General features: G+C 71.9%; 13 protein-coding genes. 8 read left to right on the forward strand and 5 right to left on the reverse strand.

All coding sequences use genetic code 11. The features are described from left to right. Positions 1-3: 3 nt before the first annotated feature. Both ACGFW5_RS28725 and ACGFW5_RS28730 read right to left on the reverse strand, forming a co-directional pair. Complete coding sequence (locus ACGFW5_RS28725) at positions 4-777, reverse strand: SDR family NAD(P)-dependent oxidoreductase (protein ID WP_393837205.1); 774 nt, start codon at positions 775-777, stop codon at positions 4-6. 222 nt (positions 778-999) lie between these two features. Beyond that, on the reverse strand, positions 1,000-1,665 hold the full coding sequence (locus ACGFW5_RS28730; protein WP_393837206.1) for an MOSC domain-containing protein: 666 nt from the start codon (positions 1,663-1,665) through the stop codon (positions 1,000-1,002). 89 nt (positions 1,666-1,754) lie between these two features. Between ACGFW5_RS28730 and ACGFW5_RS28735 the strand changes: the two genes are divergently transcribed. Next, a complete protein-coding gene (locus tag ACGFW5_RS28735; protein ID WP_393837207.1) occupies positions 1,755-2,648 on the forward strand; it encodes a LysR family transcriptional regulator in 894 nt (297 codons plus the stop codon). Between the two features lie 282 nt (positions 2,649-2,930). Here ACGFW5_RS28735 and ACGFW5_RS28740 read toward each other — a convergent pair whose 3' ends face one another. After that, positions 2,931-3,260 (reverse strand): WhiB family transcriptional regulator, encoded by a 330-nt coding sequence (locus ACGFW5_RS28740; protein ID WP_393837208.1) that lies wholly within the window; start codon positions 3,258-3,260, stop codon positions 2,931-2,933. A 427-nt stretch (positions 3,261-3,687) separates the two neighbouring features. On the opposite strand from ACGFW5_RS28740, the gene ACGFW5_RS28745 reads away from it, so the two are divergent. The 4 genes from ACGFW5_RS28745 (at position 3,688) to ACGFW5_RS28760 (ending at position 8,125) form a co-directional block, all read left to right on the forward strand. Continuing rightward, positions 3,688-4,299 (forward strand): response regulator transcription factor, encoded by a 612-nt coding sequence (locus tag ACGFW5_RS28745; protein ID WP_003948568.1) that lies wholly within the window; start codon positions 3,688-3,690, stop codon positions 4,297-4,299. Between the two features lie 254 nt (positions 4,300-4,553). Next, entirely contained in the window at positions 4,554-5,138 is a 585-nt protein-coding gene (locus ACGFW5_RS28750; RefSeq protein ID WP_393837209.1) for a sigma-70 family RNA polymerase sigma factor, read from the forward strand. A 247-nt stretch (positions 5,139-5,385) separates the two neighbouring features. After that, positions 5,386-6,891 carry an IMP dehydrogenase gene (gene guaB, locus ACGFW5_RS28755; RefSeq protein ID WP_393837210.1) on the forward strand — a complete coding sequence of 502 codons (1,506 nt, stop codon included), beginning with the start codon at positions 5,386-5,388 and terminating at the stop codon, positions 6,889-6,891. A gap of 109 nt (positions 6,892-7,000) precedes the next feature. Further along, positions 7,001-8,125, forward strand: coding sequence for a GuaB3 family IMP dehydrogenase-related protein (locus tag ACGFW5_RS28760; protein ID WP_161247528.1), 1,125 nt, complete (start codon positions 7,001-7,003; stop codon positions 8,123-8,125). Between the two features lie 119 nt (positions 8,126-8,244). On the opposite strand, the gene ACGFW5_RS28765 is transcribed toward ACGFW5_RS28760, so the two are convergent. Further along, positions 8,245-8,772, reverse strand: a complete 528-nt coding sequence (locus ACGFW5_RS28765) for a hypothetical protein (protein ID WP_393837211.1) — start codon at positions 8,770-8,772, stop codon at positions 8,245-8,247. A 90-nt stretch (positions 8,773-8,862) separates the two neighbouring features. Next, positions 8,863-10,107, reverse strand: a complete 1,245-nt coding sequence (locus ACGFW5_RS28770; RefSeq protein ID WP_393837212.1) for a nucleotide sugar dehydrogenase — start codon at positions 10,105-10,107, stop codon at positions 8,863-8,865. A gap of 234 nt (positions 10,108-10,341) precedes the next feature. Here ACGFW5_RS28770 and ACGFW5_RS28775 point away from each other — a divergent pair, with 234 nt between their 5' ends. From ACGFW5_RS28775 to ACGFW5_RS28785, 3 genes are all read left to right on the forward strand, one after another. After that, complete coding sequence (locus tag ACGFW5_RS28775) at positions 10,342-12,048, forward strand: glycerol-3-phosphate dehydrogenase/oxidase (RefSeq protein WP_393837213.1); 1,707 nt, start codon at positions 10,342-10,344, stop codon at positions 12,046-12,048. Positions 12,049-13,565: 1,517 nt separating this feature from the next. Continuing rightward, complete coding sequence (locus ACGFW5_RS28780; protein WP_393837251.1) at positions 13,566-15,428, forward strand: serine/threonine-protein kinase; 1,863 nt, start codon at positions 13,566-13,568, stop codon at positions 15,426-15,428. A 193-nt stretch (positions 15,429-15,621) separates the two neighbouring features. After that, positions 15,622-18,441: a protein kinase gene (locus ACGFW5_RS28785; RefSeq protein ID WP_393837214.1), complete on the forward strand. Its 2,820-nt coding sequence runs from the start codon at positions 15,622-15,624 to the stop codon at positions 18,439-18,441. The last annotated feature ends 45 nt before the right edge of the window (positions 18,442-18,486 follow it).

The following is an 18,486-nucleotide window of genomic DNA, read 5'->3' on the forward strand; positions in this document are numbered from 1 at the left end:
GGCTCACTGGGGACCGTACTTGCGGCCCGTCCTGGAGGTGAGCCCGCCGAGCAGACCGCGCGGCGCCAGCTTCACCGCGCCCATCAGCGCCTTGTAGCGGGGGTCGGGGATCGACAGCGACTTCCCGCGCGCGAGGTCGGTCAGCGCGGCCGCCACCAGCTTGTCGGCGTCCAGCCACATCCACCCCGGGATGTTGTCGGTGCCCATGCCGGCCCGCTCGTGGAACTCGGTCCGCACGAACCCGGGGCACAGCGCCATGAGCCGCACCCCGGACCCGGCGAGGTCCCGGGCCGCGCCCTGGGTGAACTGCACGACCCACGCCTTGGACGCGCCATAGGTGCCGCGCGGCACGAACGCCGCCACCGACGCGACGTTGACGACCCCGCCGCGGCCCCGCTCGCGCATGGCGACGGTCGCCGCCGATGTCAGCCGCAGGACCGCCTCGATGTGCACCTTCACCATGGTCAGCTCGTCGGCCATGGACACATCGAGATAGCGGCCCTTGTTGCCGAACCCGGCGTTGTTGACCAGGAGATCGACCGGCTGCCTCTGCTGCGAGAGGCGCGCCTCGACCGCGGCGATCCCGTCCTCCGTCGAGAGGTCGGCGCTCAGCACCTCGGCCTCGATGCGGTGCCGGTCGTGCAGCTCCGTGGCCTGCTCGCTCAGCCGCTTGCCGTCGCGGGCCACCAGCACCAGATCGTGTCCATCGGCCGCGAGGCGCCGCGCGAACGCGGCGCCGATGCCCGCCGTCGCTCCCGTAATCAGTGCAGTCGTCATAGGGCGCACGTTAACGCCCCGGCCCCGCGCCCGATGACCGCCCCCGCCGGACGCCCGACGACCGCCCCCGTTGGGCGCCGATGACCGCCCCTGTTGGGCGCCGATGACCGCGCCGCCCGCCCGCCGACCGGTCGGGACCGCCATGAACCGCCCAACCGGTCGGGACCGTCACGAACCGCCCCCATGACGGCAGTTCCGCACCGGCCCGCCGTCGCTCGGGCCTTACGCGCCCTGCTTCGCCAGGTACTGCCGTACGGTCTCGTGCCCGTCGGGTTCCAGGGCGTCGCCCGCTGCGAGGAGCCGCGGCAGCAAGGTCCGCTCGGTCGTGAACGCCCGGAACCAGAAGGCGACCGACACCTCGTGGTCCGGGCGCTCAAGCACCTCGACCCGGTCGCCCACGCGGATCTCACCCGGCTCGATCACCCGGAAGTACGCGCCGGGAACCGCCGCCTGTGTGAAGCGCCGTACCCAGCCCTTCTGTTCGAGCCAGCCGGCGAACGTACGGCAGGGGATGCGCCCGGAGGCGACTTCGAGGACCGCCCCGCCTATCCGCCAGCGCTCGCCGAGCCGCGCGTCGTTGACGTCGATCCCGTACGTCGTGAGGTTTTCGCCGAACGAGCCGTTGGGCAGCGCGCGGCCGAGCTCCTTCTCCCAGACGTCCAGATCCTCGCGGGCGTAGGCGTAGACCGCCTGGTGGTTCCCGCCGTGGAAGCGCAGATCGCAGACATCGTCCCCCTCGACGCCACTGGCGCCGACGCCCCGGGGGCCCGGCGCGAACACCCGGACGGGCGTGGTCACCGGTCGTTTGTCGACGCCCGTCATCCCGCCCTCGGCATCGGTGTACTCGACGGTCTTCGCGCGGCCCACGTTCACAGACAGAAGCTCCATGGGGGAACGCTAACCGAACCAAACCCAAAGCCCCCAAAGCCCCGTGCGAATTTTCTCCGCCCTCCCCAAGTTCCGCTTATCCTTGAAGGATGATCGAGGCCCGTCATCTCCGCGTCCTGCGCGCCGTCGCCGCCACCGGTTCCTTCTCGGCGGCCGCCCGCGACCTGGGCTGCACCCAGCCCGCCGTCAGCCAGCAGATGAAGGCCCTGGAGACCTCCGCGGGCACCCCGTTGCTGATCCGTACCGGCCGCGAGATGCGCCTGACGCAGGCGGGTGAGGTGCTGGTCCGGCACGCCGCGGGCATCCTCGCCGGTCTCACCGCCGCGGAGGAGGAGGTCGCCGCCATCGCGGGCCTGCGGGCCGGCCGGGTGCGCCTGGTGTCGTTCCCCAGCGGCTCCTCCACGCTGGTGCCGGCCGCGCTCGCGGCCCTGCGCGCCGCACATCCGGGCACGCGGGTCTCGCTGGAGGAGGCCGAGCCGCCGCGCTCGGTCGAGATGCTGCGCGAGGGCGACTGCGACATCGCGCTCGCCTTCCGCTACGGGTCGAACGCCACGGAGTGGGACGACCTGGTGGTGCGCCCGCTGCTCGTCGACCGCCTGGTCGGTCTCGTCCCCGACGGGCACCCGGCGGCGGAGGCGGGGACCGTCGCCATCAAGGACCTCGCGGACGAGTCCTGGATCGCGGGCTGTCCGCGGTGCCGCCGTCAACTGGTCGAGGTCTGTGAGGAGTCCGGCTTCACCCCGCGCATCGACTTCGCGACCGACGACCATCCGGCGGTGATCGGGCTCGTGGGCGCCGGGCTCGGCGTCGCGGTGATGCCGGAGCTGGCCGTCGAGTCCGTACGGCCCAAGGGCGCGCGTACGGTCACCGTCGAGCCCGCCGTCGAGCGGGAGATCGTCGCGCTGACCCTGCCCGACCTCGCCCAGGTCCCGGCCGTCGCGGCCACCCTCGACCAGCTGGCCAGGGCATCGGCGCGCGACTAGGGGGTGTCTGGTGGATCAGGGTCGGTCAGGGTGCGGCGCCTGGTGCGGTGCATCGCAAGGCGCGGGAACGTCGTGATAGCGGAGCTATCGGGGCGTTTTGGCAACGCCGCGAGGTGCCGTGCCAGGCGCCGCACCCCCGGCCCTGATCCACCAGACACCCCCTAGGGCCTTCGTTCGGGCCTGCCGGGCTTGCGGGGCGGCGCCCGGGGCGCGGCTCAGCGGCCCGCGCTGGGCCAAACGGCGCAGGAACGTTTCTTCTGATCCGGTCCGGTGGGTGGGCCTTCAGGGGGCTTCCATGCCGCCCACGCCGGGCGCGGACGCCGACACCAGGCGGTTGCGTGCCCGGCCCATGAGCTCTTCGCGCTCGTCCTCGGTGAGGCCGCCCCAGACCCCGTAGGGCTCGCGTACCGCCAGGGCGTGGGCCGCGCACTGCGCACGCACCGGGCAGCGCATGCACACCTCTTTCGCCGAACTCTCGCGCGCGCTCCGCGCCGCGCCGCGCTCGCCCTCCGGGTGGAAGAAGAGCGAGCTGTCGACCCCACGGCAGGCCGCGAGGAGCTGCCAGTCCCACAGATCGGCGTTGGGTCCGGGAAGGCGGGAGAAATCTGCCATTGCTCTTGTCCCCTTGAAACCGTGCTGAGGCGGATGGGCGGGCCGGTACAGGACGGGTGCGCACGGGGGCTCATCCGAAACGTACGTACCGACGAAGGTACATCTCCTGTGTAAGTAGATGTAAATATGACTCATTGGGAATCTAGCCACAGACACCAGCAAAAGGGAAGAAAAGCCGCTAAATGGGGCATAGCCGTAATAGCTGGGCGAATGCCTCGTGGCACTCTCCTGTGTGTGCGCCTCCTCACGTAGAGTGCCGAACATGCCCGCAGCACCCGTAACTCTTTCGAGTGACCGTCGTTGAGAGTGCGGAGGCGATTGAAAGAAGAAGCGCTCGGGCAAGTGTCCGAGAGCGCCAATCGCTCAGGTGACACATGTACCCAGCCTGGAGGCTCAAGGTGACGCGCATCAGCTGCGGAGGGCGGCCATGACATCAGTCCTCGTCTGCGACGACTCCCCGCTTGCCCGCGAGGCGCTCCGCCGCGCGGTTGCGACCGTGCCCGGCGTCGAGCGTGTGACGACGGCGGCCAACGGCGAGGAAGTCCTCCGCCGCTGGGGTGCCGACCGCTCGGACCTGATTCTGATGGACGTACGCATGCCCGGACTGGGCGGCGTGGAGACCGTCCGTCGGCTGCTGTCCGCGGATCCGGGCGCCCGGATCATCATGCTCACGGTCGCCGAGGACCTGGACGGGGTCGCGCTCGCGGTCGCCGCCGGTGCCCGCGGCTACCTACACAAGGACGCGTCGCGCGCCGAACTGCGCGCGACCGTCACACAGGCGCTCGCCGACCCGACCTGGCGGCTCGCCCCGCGCAGACTGCGGTCGGCCGAGATGGGCGCGGCGCCCACGCTCACCGCGCGGGAGATCCAGGTGCTCGAAGGCATGAGCCACGGCCGCTCCAACGCCGAGATCGGCCGTGAGCTGTTCCTCTCCGAGGACACGGTCAAGACGCACGCCCGGCGGCTGTTCAAAAAGCTCGGCGCCTCGGACCGCGCGCACGCCGTCGCGCTCGGTTTCCGCTGGGGCCTGGTGCGCTGACGGACGGTGCGACAGCTGGTCGGAGCCCCGTCCGCCGTCGGGTGGACGGGCCCGGCCGCCGCGCGAACGGCAGCAGTAGGTGTTGCTTCCGCCGCGATGCCGCATCCTTGTAGGTGTGAAGTTCCTCGGGGACAGGTCGGTCGAGCGGGAGGGGGGTGCAGGGGATGAGTTCCGGCGCACCCGCTCATAACGCTTCAGTGCACAACTACGGACGCGGTGCCGCGGGCGGGACGACGCCGGGGCACCATGGACCGATGCGCGACGACGAGAGTACGGCGCAAGGGGTCATCGGTGCCCTCGTTCACCGTGCTGTCGACGGCGACGAGCAGGCCACGCACGATCTGCTCGCTCATGTGCACCCCCTGGCGCTGCGCTACTGCCGCGCCCGGCTCAGCCGGCTTCCGGGTGATGCTCGCCACTTCGTCGAGGATCTGGCGCAGGAGGTCTGCGTCGCCGTTCTGATGGCGCTGCCGCGCTACCGCGACACCGGACGCCCCTTCGAAGCCTTCGTCTTCGCCATCGCCTCGCACAAGGTCGCCGACCTCCAGCGGGCGGCGATGCGCCACCCCGGGTCGACGGCCGTGCCCTCCGACGAGATGCCGGAGCGGCCCGACGACTCGCTCGGCCCCGAAGAGCGTGCGCTGCTCAGCAGCGACGCGGCCTGGGCGAAGAAGCTGCTGGCCAACCTCCCGGAGAACCAGCGGGAGCTTCTGGTGCTGCGGGTCGCGGTCGGCCTCACCGCCGAGGAGACGGGGCAGATGCTGGGGATGTCGCCGGGCGCGGTCCGGGTGGCCCAGCACCGCGCGCTGAGCAGACTGCGCGCCCTCGCCGAGCAGTAGCCGACGCCCCGGCGGCAGGCACCGGGAGCGCCGTCACAGGCGCCCGGCGAGCGCCCGATCGCCGCCACCGGCCGTATCAGGCCCGCTCAAGGCCGCTCCCCGGGTGCGGCCCAACGGCTGCCCCATCCGCCCGTACCCCACGTGCGAACATACAAAGAATCCTGATGATCTTGCTCGTGGAATGAGACACCCGCACAGCCCGTTAGCATGGACATCCGCACCGATCAAGGCCATTGGGGAAGGTGTCATGACTGCAAACGTCGACGGAGTGCCCGAGAAGTTCGCGACGCTCGGGCTGACATACGACGACGTGCTGCTCCTGCCGGGCGCGTCCGACATGGCGCCCGAACAGATCGACACCTCTTCGTACCTCTCGAAGAACGTGAAGGTGAACGTCCCGCTGCTCTCGGCGGCGATGGACAAGGTCACCGAGGCGCGCATGGCCATCGCCATGGCCCGCCAGGGCGGCGCGGGCGTGCTGCACCGCAACCTCTCCATCGAGGACCAGGCCAACCAGGTCGACCTCGTGAAGCGCTCCGAGTCCGGCATGGTCACCGACCCGATCACGGTGCACCCCGACGCCACGCTGCGCGAGGCCGACGAGCTGTGCGCCAAGTTCCGCATCAGCGGCGTCCCGGTGACCGACCCGGCGGGCAAGCTGCTCGGCATCGTCACCAACCGGGACATGGCCTTCGAGTCGGACCGCAGCCGCCAGGTGCGCGAGGTCATGACGCCGATGCCGCTCGTCACCGGCAAGGTCGGCATCTCCGGCGTGGACGCCATGGAGCTGCTGCGCCGCCACAAGATCGAGAAGCTGCCGCTCGTCGACGACGCCGGCATCCTCAAGGGCCTCATCACGGTCAAGGACTTCGTCAAGGCCGAGAAGTACCCCCACGCCGCCAAGGACAAGGACGGCCGGCTGCTCGTCGGCGCGGCCGTCGGTGTCGCGGGCGACGCCTACGAGCGCGCCCAGGCGCTGATCGCCGCTGGTGTCGACTTCATCGTCGTCGACACCGCGCACGGCCACTCCCGCCTGGTCGGCGACATGGTCGCCAAGATCAAGTCGAACTCCTCGGGCGTCGACCTCATCGGCGGCAACATCGCCACCCGTGACGGCGCCCAGGCGCTCATCGACTCCGGCGTCGACGGCATCAAGGTCGGTGTGGGCCCCGGCTCCATCTGCACCACCCGCGTTGTCGCCGGCATCGGCGTCCCGCAGGTCACCGCGATCTACGAGGCCTCGCTCGCCGCCAAGGCCGCGGGCGTCCCCGTCATCGGCGACGGCGGCCTCCAGTACTCGGGCGACATCGCCAAGGCCCTGGTCGCGGGCGCCGACACCGTGATGCTGGGCTCACTCCTCGCGGGCTGCGAGGAGTCGCCCGGCGAGCTGCTGTTCATCAACGGCAAGCAGTTCAAGTCGTACCGCGGCATGGGCTCGCTCGGCGCGATGCAGTCCCGCGGCGACCAGCGCTCGTTCTCCAAGGACCGGTACTTCCAGGAGACCGTGTCCACCGACGACAAGCTGATCCCCGAGGGCATCGAGGGCCAGGTGCCCTACCGGGGCCCGCTCTCCGCCGTCGTGCACCAGCTCGTGGGCGGCCTGCGCCAGTCGATGTTCTACGTCGGCGGCCGTACCGTTCCCGAGCTCCAGGCGAACGGCAAGTTCGTCCGGATCACCTCGGCGGGCCTCAAGGAGAGCCACCCGCACGACATCCAGATGACCGTCGAGGCGCCGAACTACAACAAGCGCTGACGGCCCGTACGAGCGCCCGAGGGGCGGGCCCGGAGTTCCCGGGGCCGCCCCTCGCCCGTGTGTCGGGGATACTGGAGCATGCAGACGTAGAGGGAAAGGCCCACACAACGTGACTGAGATCGAGATCGGGCGCGGCAAGCGCGGCCGCAGGGCGTACGCGTTCGACGACATCGCCATCGTCCCGAGCCGGCGCACCCGGGACCCGAAGGAGGTCTCGATCGCCTGGCAGATCGACGCCTACCGTTTCGAGCTGCCCTTCCTGGCCGCCCCCATGGACTCCGTGGTCTCGCCGCAGACGGCGATCCGCATCGGCGAGCTCGGCGGCCTCGGCGTGCTGAACCTCGAAGGCCTGTGGACCCGGTACGAGGACCCGCAGCCACTGCTCGACGAGATCGCCGAGCTGGACGAGGCGACCGCGAGCCGCCGCCTCCAGGAGATCTACGCGGCGCCCATCAAGGAAGAGCTGATCGGGCAGCGCATCAAGGAGGTGCGCGACTCCGGTGTCGTCACCGCCGCCGCGCTCTCCCCGCAGCGCACCGCCCAGTTCTCCAAGGCGGTCGTGGACGCGGGGGTCGACATCTTCGTGATCCGCGGCACCACCGTCTCGGCCGAGCACGTCTCGGGCGCCGCCGAGCCGCTCAACCTGAAGCAGTTCATCTACGAGCTGGACGTCCCGGTGATCGTCGGCGGCTGCGCCACGTACACCGCCGCCCTGCACCTGATGCGTACCGGTGCGGCCGGTGTCCTGGTGGGCTTCGGCGGCGGCGCCGCGCACACCACGCGCAACGTGCTCGGCATCCAGGTCCCGATGGCCACCGCCGTCGCCGATGTCGCCGCGGCCCGCCGCGACTACATGGACGAGTCCGGCGGCCGTTACGTCCACGTCATCGCGGACGGCGGCGTGGGCTGGTCCGGCGACATCCCCAAGGCCGTCGCCTGTGGCGCCGACGCGGTGATGATGGGCTCCCCGCTGGCCCGCGCCACCGACGCGCCGGGCCGGGGCCACCACTGGGGCATGGAGGCCGTCCACGAGGACGTGCCGCGCGGCAAGCTCGTCGACCTGGGCATCGTGGGCACCACCGAGGAGATCCTGACGGGCCCCTCGCACACCCCGGACGGTTCGATGAACCTGTTCGGCGCCCTGCGCCGTTCGATGGCGACGACCGGCTACAGCGAGCTCAAGGAGTTCCAGCGGGTCGAGGTCACCGTGGCGGACGCGCAGCACAAGCGCTGAGGTTTGAGCGGCGTACCGCCCGTATAGGGCAGGCCGCCCCCTGGGGGCGAGCCGTACGCACAAGGAGAGGGCCCGTACCGCGCCGAGCGGTACGGGCCCTCTCCTTGTGCGCGCCGCCGCTACTCGGTCGCGCGGCTGGCCCCCGCCCAGGCGCCGACGACGGCGAGCACGAGGAAGGCGTACCGCAGGATGCTCTGGTCGTAGGACCACAGGTCGGTCAGCAGGCCGAAGTGGCTCAGGAACAGGTCGGTGACCGACTCGGGGGTGTCCTTGGTCTCGATCATCGCGACCGCGAGGAGCTGCCCGAAGAACGTGGCCGCCACCGCGAGCGGTGCGGAGATCACGAAGAGCCAGAAACTGCGCCCGCCGGCCTTGAAGGCCGCTATCGCGACCGCGAAGCCGATGCCGAAGGCCGCGTAGCCGAACTGTCGCTCGATGGCGCCGGTGATCAGTCCGTAGACGAGCCCGGTGACGACGGCGGCCGCGAAGCCGGCGAGCGCTCCGCCCACCAGGTTGCCGGGCCCCCGCACCGGCGCCGGTGCCACGGGGGCCGTCGGGTACCCGAACGCGGGCTGCGGCTCGGACGCCGGGGGCGCCGACGGCTGTGGGTCGGGCGGCTGTGGCGGCGGCGTGACGGGCTGGGTCATGAAAGGTCCCCCCTGGGACAAAAACGCACGGCTGTGCGGCAAGCGAACGCCGCAGATTAACAGCCGCGCGACCGTCGGCTCACCGGGATTTCACAGCCGGTGCGCCGCCCCCGCCGGGGTCGCCCCCCGGGTGTCCAGGAGCAGCTGTGCCTTGACCGCGAGGCCCTGGAGGTCGTACGTGCGGTGGTGCTGGAGGAGCACCGTGAGGTCGGCATGGGCGGCGGCCTCGTACAGCGAGTCCGCGCGCGGCACCGGCTGGTCGCGGACGCGCCAGGCGGGTACATGGGGGTCCTGGTACGTGATCTGGGCGCCCAGGTCCATCAGGCGCCCGGCGATCTCCTGGGCGGGGGAGCCCTCCTGGTCGGCCGAGTCCGGCTTGTAGGTCACCCCGAGCAGCAGGACGCGGGCCCCGCGTGCCGACTTGCCGTGCTCGTTCAGGAGCGTGGTGGAGCGCTGGATGACGTAGCTGGGCATGTGTGCGTTGATCTCGCGGGCCAGGCCGACCATGCGAAGTCCCGCGTACGGCAGGGGGGTCGGGTCGAGCGGGATGCCGTGGCCGCCGACGCCCGGGCCCGGCCGGAACGCCTGGAAGCCGAACGGCTTGGTCTCCGAGCAGCGGATGACGTCCCACAAGTCGACGCCCATGTCGTGGCAGAGGACGGCCATTTCGTTGACCAGGGCGATGTTGACGTGCCGGAAGTTGGTCTCAAGGAGCTTGGACATCTCGGCCTCGCGCAGGCCTCGTGCGCGCACCACCTTGTCGGTGATGCGGCCGTAGAACGCGGCGGCCGACTCCGTGCAGGCCGGGGTGAGCCCGCCGATCACCTTGGGCGTCGCGGCGAAGCTGTGGGCGCGGTTGCCGGGATCGACGCGGCTCGGCGAGTAGGCGAGGTGGAAGTCGCGCCCGGCGGTCAGGCCCGAGCCCTCTTCGAGGAGGGGCCGCAGGAATTCCTCGGTGGTTCCGGGGTATCCGGCCGACTCCAGGATGACGGTGGTGTGCGGACGCAGCCGCCGGGCCAGCGCGCGGGCCGCGCCGGCGACCGCGCCGAGGTCGAGGGTGCGGTCGGCGGCCAGGGAGGTGGGGGCGCAGATGACGGCGGTACGGACCCGGCCCAGTTCGGCGGGGTCGGTCGTGGTGTGGAAGCCGCCCGCGAACATGCGGCGCAGATCGGCGGGGGTGAGCGAGCCGTCGACGGGCGTGCGGCCCGCGTTGAGTTCGGCGACGGCCCGGGCATCCGTGTCGTGGCCGACGGTCTGGATGCCGGCGGCGACGGCGGCTTGGGCGAGGGGCAGGCCCAGGTGGCCGAGTCCGATGACGGCGAGGTCTGCGGGCATGTGACCGTCCTTTCCCTTAGCCGGAGGGGACATGGGACGCAAGCCCTGTGGACAGAATGGGCGTGCGGAATGTCAGACTAAGAGGAAATATGACTGATTTGCGGCATTAAGAGGGTGTGGGGCCGCGAGTGTTGTCCACAGGCGGTGGCCGATGTCGGTGGTCCCGTCCAGAATCAAGGGTGTGAGCCAGGCCACCCGGTCTGTGGAACCACCCCGATCAACGGGAGGCAAGCCGTGAGGACAGCGACACTGGGACCCGAGCAGCGCGCACAGGCGCTCGCCGCCATGGCCGAGGGCGAGCTGGACGTACTGGTCGTGGGCGCGGGGGTGGTCGGAGCGGGCACGGCCCTCGACGCGGCGACCCGGGGCCTGGCCACCGGCCTGGTCGAGGCGCGGGACTGGGCGTCGGGCACCTCCAGCCGCTCCAGCAAGCTGATCCACGGCGGGCTGCGCTATCTGGAAATGCTCGACTTCGCCCTCGTACGCGAAGCGCTCAAGGAGCGCGGGCTGCTGCTCGAACGGCTCGCGCCCCACCTCGTGAAACCGGTCCCGTTCCTCTACCCCTTGCAGCACAAGGGCTGGGAGCGGCTGTACGCGGGCTCGGGCGTCGCGCTCTACGACGCGATGTCGGTGTCCTCGGGCCACGGCAGGGGACTGCCGACACACCGTCACCTGAGCCGCCGCCACGCCCTGCGCGTGGCCCCCGCGTTGAAGAAGGACGCGCTGGTCGGAGCGTTGCAGTATTACGACGCGCAGATGGACGACGCCCGCTATGTGACCACCCTGGTGCGCACGGCGTCCTCCTACGGCGCCCAGGTGGCCAACCGGGCCCGGGTGGTGGGCTTCCTGCGCGAGGGCGAACGCGTGGTCGGCGCCAGGGTGCAGGACGGCGAGGCCGGCGGGGAGTACGAGATCCGCGCCAAACAGGTCGTCAACGCGACGGGGGTGTGGACCGACGACACCCAGGCACTGATCGGCGAGCGCGGGCAGTTCCACGTACGGGCCTCCAAGGGCATCCACCTGGTGGTGCCCAAGGACCGCATCCACTCCAGCACCGGCCTGATCCTGCGGACCGAGAAGTCCGTGCTGTTCGTCATCCCCTGGGGCCGGCACTGGATCGTCGGCACCACCGACACCGACTGGGACCTCGACAAGGCGCACCCCGCCGCGTCCAGCGCCGACATCGACTACCTGCTCGAACACGTCAATTCGGTGCTCGCGGTCCCCTTGACCCGGGACGACGTGCAGGGCGTGTACGCCGGTCTGCGACCGCTGCTCGCCGGGGAGTCGGACGCCACGAGCAAGCTCTCGCGCGAACACACCGTGGCGCATCCGGTGCCCGGGCTCGTGGTCGTGGCGGGCGGCAAGTACACGACGTACCGGGTGATGGCGAAGGACGCCGTCGACGAGGCGGTGCACGCGCTGGACCAGCGGGTGGCGGCCTGCGTCACCGAGGACGTCCCACTGCTCGGCGCCGAGGGGTACAAGGCGCTGTGGAACGCCCGGGCCAGGATCGCGGCCAGGACGGGGCTGCATGTGGTGCGCGTGGAGCACCTGTTGAACCGGTACGGCTCGATGGCCGAGGATCTTCTGGAGCTGATCCTCGCCGACCCCTCGCTCGGCGAGCCGCTTGCCGCCGCCGACGACTATCTGCGCGCCGAGATCGTCTACGCCGCCTCGCACGAGGGTGCGCGCCACCTCGACGACGTGCTGACCCGCCGCACCCGGATCTCGATCGAGACCTTCGACCGGGGCACCCGATCGGCCCGGGAGTGCGCGGAGCTGATGGCGCCGGTGCTGGGCTGGGACAGCAAGCAGATCGAGAAGGAGGTGGAGCACTACGAGAAGCGGGTGGAGGCCGAGCGGGAGTCGCAGCGTCAGCCCGACGACCTGACGGCGGACGCGGCCCGGCTCGGAGCGCCGGACATCGCACCGGTCTGAGGCACGGCGGGCGAAGGCGGTGCCGACGGGTGGGGTGCGGTGTGGTGTGGTGCGAGTGCCGGGAGGGGTATTGGTGAGCGGAGCGGCGGCAGGGGCACGGGCCCCGTGGGCGGTGGGTCGGCCGGGTTCGTGTGGAGGGGGCCACGGAAGGGCCCGGTTTACGGGTATTTGACGTTGTGTTGATGACGCACAGTGCTGTTGTCATCGCTGCGACGAACGGGTCCCGCAGCCTTGGCGCGGCTGGCTTCCCTTCCTTCGGAGCCATCTTGGCGGACGGCGGACCCGGGACCATCACTGGTCCCGGCGTGAGGGACAATGGGGGCTCTGCCAGGGCGGGTTACGGGCCTCGCGCGGACGCCGGGTTCGAGAACGGCTCCGGGCAGGCCGAACACCCGGCAGGACAAGCAGGTCGGAGCGGTGAGCCGGGCCCCCTCCATGAGGGCGGGTCACGGCGAGCCGGGGGCCGAGGCCGGCGCGGGCGAAGATCAGGATCGCAGAGGGGACGCATGTCGGAGGCGGAGCAGTCGCGGGGACCTCAGCGGGACGAGCGACAGGAACCGGGGGCGCCGTCGGCGCCCGCAGAATCCGCCTCGGGCGAGGCGGGCACGAAGTCCGGGCAGCGCCCGGCGGATGCGGCGGACGCCGCGACCGCGGCCGGCCGGACGGCCGAGCCCGGCCGGGGCCCGGCTTCGCGTGCCGCCGAGCCGGACCGGACCTCCACGGCGAACCGGGGTGCGGGGGACGCGGTGGCGGAGCCGGATGCGGGCGGGCCCTCGGGCGCCGGGCGGGATGCGGCTGCCCCCGAGGACAGGCCCGACCCCCGCGCCTCGGGCACCAAGTCCGGTGCTGACGTGCCGGATGCCGAGCAGGGTGCGTCCGGCCAGGAGGCCAAGTCGTCCGAGCGCGTGTCGTCCGAGTCAAGCTCGACAGAGTCCAGCTCGTCAGAGTCCAAGTCACCCGAGCCCGTGTCGTCCGAGCCCGTGTCGTCGGGCACGGTGGAGGACGCCAAGTCCGGCTCGGAGCCGGTCGATGGCAAGGGAAGTGCGGAGTCCGGCTTGCAGTCGGATGACGCGAAGTCGGCCGCGAAGGCGAGTCCCGCGGCCTCTGACGCCAAGTCGATAGCGAAGGCGAGCCCCCGGGCCTCTGACGCCAAGTCGACCGGCGAGTTGAGCTCCGCGGCCCCGGCCTCTGACGCCAAGCCGGCCGCCAAGGTGGACCCCGCGGCCTCTGACGCCAAGCCGACCAGCAAAGTGAGCCCCGCGACCTCTGACGCCAAGCCGCGTCCTGTCGTCGCCGACGTCGCCGATGCCAAAGCGAGTGCGCCTGTTGGCAAGGACGCTGGTGCCAAGCCGAGTGCGTCGCAGGCCAAGAGTGCTGGTGCCAAGCCAAGTGCGTCGCAGCCCAAGGGTGCTGGTGCCAAGGCCAGTGCGTCGCTTGGCGAGGGTGGGTCAGCTGCCCGCGGCGGGAAGGCCGTTGTCCCCGGGGCCGGTGGCGAGGCGCCCGAAGAGGAAGGGCGGCTGCTCGCCGGGCGGTACCGCCTCGGCGGGGTGCTCGGTCGGGGCGGGATGGGGACGGTCTGGCGGGCCGTGGACGAGACGCTTGGGCGGACCGTCGCGGTCAAGGAACTGCGCTTCCCCTCCAGCATCGACGAGGACGAGAAGCGCCGGCTCATCACGCGCACACTGCGTGAGGCCAAGGCGATCGCCCGGATCCGCAACACCGCCGCCGTGACGGTCTACGACGTGGTGGACGAGGACGACCGGCCCTGGATCGTGATGGAGCTCGTCGAGGGCAAGTCGCTCGCCGAAGCGGTGCGCGAGGACGGGACGCTGACGCCCCGCCGCGCCGCAGAGGTGGGCCTCGCCATCCTGGACGTGCTGCGTTCCGCACACCGTGAAGGCATCCTGCACCGTGACGTGAAGCCGTCCAACGTGCTGATCGCCGAGGACGGCCGCGTCGTCCTGACCGACTTCGGCATCGCTCAGGTGGAGGGCGACCCGTCCATCACCTCCACCGGCATGCTCGTCGGCGCGCCCTCGTACATCTCGCCGGAGCGGGCCCGCGGCCACAAGCCGGGCCCGGCCGCCGACCTCTGGTCGCTCGGCGGCCTGCTGTACGCGAGCGTGGAAGGGGTGCCCCCGTACGACAAGGGCTCGGCGATCGCGACGCTCACCGCCGTCATGACCGAGCCGGTCGACCCGCCCAAGAACGCGGGGCCCCTCCTGGAACAGGTCATCTACGGGCTGCTCGCCAAGGACCCGACGCAGCGGCTCGACAACGCCGCCGCGCGCAAGATGCTCACCGGAGTGCTCAACGCCCCGGAGCGTTCCGCGCCGGTGCCCGAGCCGGTCTCGCCCGAGGCGACCCGGGTGGTTCCGCTGCCCCCGCTGCCGGGTGAGCCGAAGAGCGACGCGGCCGCGGAGCGGGTGCGTGGCGCGCTCAAGTCCGTACGGAACGCGGCGGCCGAGGCCAAGGCGTCGGCCAAGGAGAAGGCGCAGGGCGCCCGTGAGGCCCGGGACGTCCGGTCCAAGGCCGTGCCCGCTGCGCGGTCCAGGTCCGGGTCGCCGTCCGGTCCGGTCCCGCCGCCGCGCGCCTCGCTCACGGACGTCGTGCCGCGTCGCACGCTGGTGATCATCGCGGTGGTCGCGGCGCTCGCCATACTCGGCACGGTGCTCGCCATCTCGCTCAGCGGGGGAGACGACACGGCGGGCAAGCCCGCGGGCGGCGAGGCCGCCTCCAGCGGTCCCGTGGCCGGCGGCACACCGGCCGGCAGCAAGAAGGGCACCGGCGGTCAGAAGCAGTCCGGCGGAAGCACCCCCTCGGGCCAGGGTTCGACCACTGCCGGGCAGGGCGACGGCAAGGGCGACAGCAGCCCCGGCACCGGCACGGGCACCGGCGAGAACACCGGCACCGGCACCGGTGACAGCAACACCGGTGGTGGTACGGGCACTCCGGCCACCACCCCCTACAAGTCGGACCAGGGCTTCTCCATAGGGCTGCCCGCGGGTTGGTCGTACAAGTCGACCGACGACGCGGGTGCCCGCTTCACCGGCCCCGACGGACAGCGCCTCCTGATCGGCTGGACCGACACCCCCAAGTCGAACCCGGTGGCGGACTGGACGAACCAGGAGTCGTCCATGACGAGGCCGGGCTACAAGAAGGTGAAGATAGCCGCGGTGAGCTACCGGGGCTGGCCCGCCGCCGACTGGGAGTTCACCTACGACGACAGCGGCACGAAGTACCACTCGGTGGACCGGGGCTTCGTCGTCAGCGCCCATCAGGGCTACGGAATCATGTTCTCGGCCAAGGACGACGACTGGTCGAAGCCGGAGACCCAGCAGACGCTGGCCGCGCTCTTCGCCACCTTCCAGCCCGCCTGACCCGCGCGCATGTCGTGGAACAGCCGCGTCCGGGGAAACGGGTATCCCCCGGACGGGATGCGGCGGGGCCACGTATCGTGAGAGCTCGCGGACGGTACGCAGCCGCAACGGGCCGGTAATCGACCGGAATTGACGGGTTGCGGGGCGAATGGGAGCCGTGATCCGGGGGAACAGCGCGCTGTGGGGAGGCGTCGTGGACGATTACGCGGGTCGGGTACTGGCCGACCGCTATCGGCTGCCGTTGCCCCCCGACGACACGTACGACCTCGTCGAGACGCGCGCCTTCGACACCTACAGCGGACAGCAGGTCCTGGTCCGCCAGATCCCGTTGCCCGAGGTCGTCGACGCGGAAGTGCTCGACGGCGACGCCGACGATCCGTACGGGACGCCCGACGCCTATATGCGCGGCGGCGGCCCCGGTTACGGCGCCGACCCCAGCACCGGCACCGGCACCGGCACGGGCATTGGATACGGCGGCAACAGCACCGGATACGGCACCGGCACCGAATACGGCAACAGCACCGGATACGGCGAGGCGGCCGGTTATGGGCGCACCACGCGCCGGCCCGCCGAGCCCGCTGTCCGGCGGGCCGTCGAGGCGGCCCAGGCGGCCGCGCAGATCCCCGACCACCCCCGCCTCGACCAGGTCTTCGACGTGTTCGCGCAGGACGGCTCGCTGTGGATCGTCAGCGAACTGATCGCCGCGCGCCCGCTGTCGGCACTGCTCGCCGACCGGCCGATGAACCCCTATCGCGCGGCAGAGGTCGCCTCCGACGTGCTGACCGCGCTGCGGGTGCTGCACGCGCACGGCTGGACACACCGCAACATCACCGCCCGTACGGTGCTGATATGCGACGACGGGCGGGTCGTGCTGACCGGTCTCGCGGTGGGCGCAGCGCAGGAGGCACTGTGCGGATACGCCCCCGTGCCGCTGCCGCCGGATGACGACGGATTCGGCGTGGCGCCCCCGGCCGCGTCCCCGGATGCCCCCAACGCCCTTGCGCCGAACGGTACTTCGGCTTCCGATTTGTATGCCGAACCGCGCCCCGTGCCCCCCGGCGCCGCCGCGCGGGCGGGCGTGGTCGCCGCGTACCGCGCGGGCGCGGGCGCCGTCGCGCGCACCGGACCGGACGCTTCGCTGCCGGGGCAGCGCCCTGTCCCGGAGTCCGAGCGCCCCGCCCCGCAGGGCCGGAACGACCGGGGTGAGTACGCCGGCCAGAACAGCCAGAGCGGCCACGGCCAGGACGGCCAAAGCGGCCAGAGCGGCCAGGACGGCCACGCCGGCCAGAACAGCCAGAGCGGCCAGGGCGGCCAGAACGGGTCCGACGGGACCAGGGCCGGCACGGATGGGGGCGTGTACGACCCCGTGCGGGGGGTGCGGGTGGCCGGCGGTGGCGCCAGTCCCTACGCCGATGACCAGGGCCCCGACTCCGGCCGGACCCGCCGCCAGTACGACCCCGTGACAGGCCGCTGGGTACCCAGGCCCGCCGGGCGCGGGGCCGAGGAGACCCCGGCCGGCCGGGCGCTGCCCGCGCGCCCCGACACCCCCATGCCGGACCCCGGCTCCGAAGGACCCGGCCGGCCCCGGGCCGCCGTCGCCCCCGCGCCGAGGACGCCCGCACTGCCCCCGGGGTTCCGGGCCGACGCCTTCCGGGCCGACTCCCAGCGCCTGCCGCATCAGGACGCGCCCGCCCCCGCGCCCGTACGCGAACGGGCCGCGCCCCAGCGTCACCCGGCTCCCGACGGCCCCGGCGCGCCCTACCGCGGCCCCGCCAACCGGCTCGACGCCGAGCGGGCCCGGCACACCCGGATGGCCGTCGTGGGGGCGGTCACCGAGCGGTGGGCGCCCGAACAGGCCGGGCCCATACACGAGAACTGGCGGCTCGCTCCGCCGATCGGCCCGGCCACCGATCTGTGGGCACTGGGCGCGTTGCTGTTCCGCGCGGTGCAGGGCCACGCCCCGTACCCGGAGGACAGCGCGGCCGACCTCGTGCAGATGGTGTGCGGGGAGCCGCCCGCGTTCGCCGAGGAGTGCGGGCCGCTGCGCCCGGTCGTCGAATCGCTGCTGCGTCAGGACCCCACCGAACGCCCCGAGTTCGAGGAGGTGCGCGGCTGGCTGCGCTCGCTCGTACGGTCCGCGCCTGAGCCGGACGCGGGCACCCGCATCACCCCGCTGATCGTCCCCGACAGCAAGAAGCTCCCCGTGGTGCGCCGCCGGGGCGAACTGGTGCGGCGCAGAAGGAAACCCGCGGCGCCGCCCGCCGAGCACGGGCGGCACCGCCACCGTCAGCCCGTGGCGCCCGCCAGGAGACCGCGATCGCTCGGCAGGTTGCTCCTCGTGCTGGTCCTTCTGCTGCTGGCGGCTGCGATCGCGTACGCGGTGATGTTCATGCCCCGGTCGGACTCGGCGCGGGACGCGGGCAACGCGGGGCCGGCCCGTTCCGACGCTCCGCAGAGCCCCGGGTCCCCGGGCGCGAGCCCCCGGGTGCCCAGCTCCGGCGGCACGCCCCCGTCCCAGCAGACGCAGACCACCGGTTCCGGCGGGACGAGCCCCGGCCCGGCCACCGGTTACGCCGTGCGCACGGATCCCGAGGGATTCCAGGTCGGTGTCGACCGCGGCTGGCAGCGACAGCCGATGAACGATGCCGGGCAAGTCCGTTATGTCGGTGGCGACTTCACGCTGATCGTCGTGCCCGGCCGGGATTCGGTGCAGGCCGACGGCTCCGATCCGCTGGCCTACCAGGCGGACAAGGAACGCGAACTCCAGCCCTTCCGGGACTCCAGCTGGTCCACCTCCAGCGGCCTGCGGCGCATCGACATCGGGCAGCGGACCATGGCCGAAGGGCAGTTCACCTGGCGCGACAGCACTGGTCGGCAGGTGTACGTCCGCAATCTGGCCATGATCATCAATGGCCGGTATCACGTGGTCCAGGTCATCGGTCCCGAGTCGCAGCGCGACAAGGTGACGGAGATCTACGGGCAGGCCACCGGCGCCTACCGCGCCACCCGCTGACGTCCGGTCACCCTCCGCGTTCTCCGAAATCACCCTGCCCGCACG

Origin of the sequence: Streptomyces sp. NPDC048416 (assembly GCF_043200435.1) — a bacterium.
In the GTDB taxonomy this organism is placed as follows: Bacteria; Actinomycetota; Actinomycetes; order Streptomycetales; family Streptomycetaceae; genus Streptomyces.